The 639-nt window shown below is 46.8% G+C and carries 1 protein-coding gene; it reads right to left on the reverse strand.

Annotated features, from left to right (window positions below):
• Nucleotides 1–229 (reverse strand): hypothetical protein (locus tag I6F53_RS20710; RefSeq protein ID WP_231616662.1); only part of this gene is annotated, 229 nt, incomplete at its 3' end.
• Nucleotides 230–639 lie beyond the last annotated feature (410 nt).

Here is a 639-nt window from a genome sequence, read left to right on the forward strand (position 1 = left end):
GGTCGCAGTGCATGGCCCATCCATACATCGACTCGAAGACATAAAAGTCAGGTTTGGCGAATGTCGTGCGCTTAATTTGCGACACGTGACGGCCTATGTCTTTAGGACGCGGTACTTTGCCTAAGTACGCCATCTCTACCATCAGGTGCGCACCTGACGGCGCACGTAGCAGCCATAGCGCCTCTGTGTTATCCCGCCGGTCGACGGCGCGGTAGAGTTGGTAGATCATTTCTTTACCCTCACAGAATTAATCCACACGAAAACGTCGTCCATAGAAAAATCACCGTCGAAAACTTTTTGCGTTTTATCAGACTTTTGTACATACGTAGGACGTTTGTTATCTGTCGCGTGGAAGCATACAAAGTTATCTGTTTCTTCTATAACTCGCCCTGAAATCATAAGACCACTTTTCTTAGCTAAAATAGCCATATTTCTGACCCTCAGTTAAAGCGGCCCGAAGGCCGCAGGATAATTATTCTTCTTCGAAATACTTGTTCTTGATTGCCGTCAGGCGTTCCAGATACTCAGCCAGGTCTTCGTCTTTAATCTTAGCTAATTGGAATTGTTTACCTGTGAACTCTTCGAGCAGATCATCCGCGTCTGCACATGCCTTATCGCTCGGGCCTTCACTGATTGTAT

This window comes from Pseudoalteromonas sp. SWN29 (assembly GCF_015864465.1).
Taxonomy (GTDB): Bacteria; Pseudomonadota; Gammaproteobacteria; order Enterobacterales; family Alteromonadaceae; genus Pseudoalteromonas.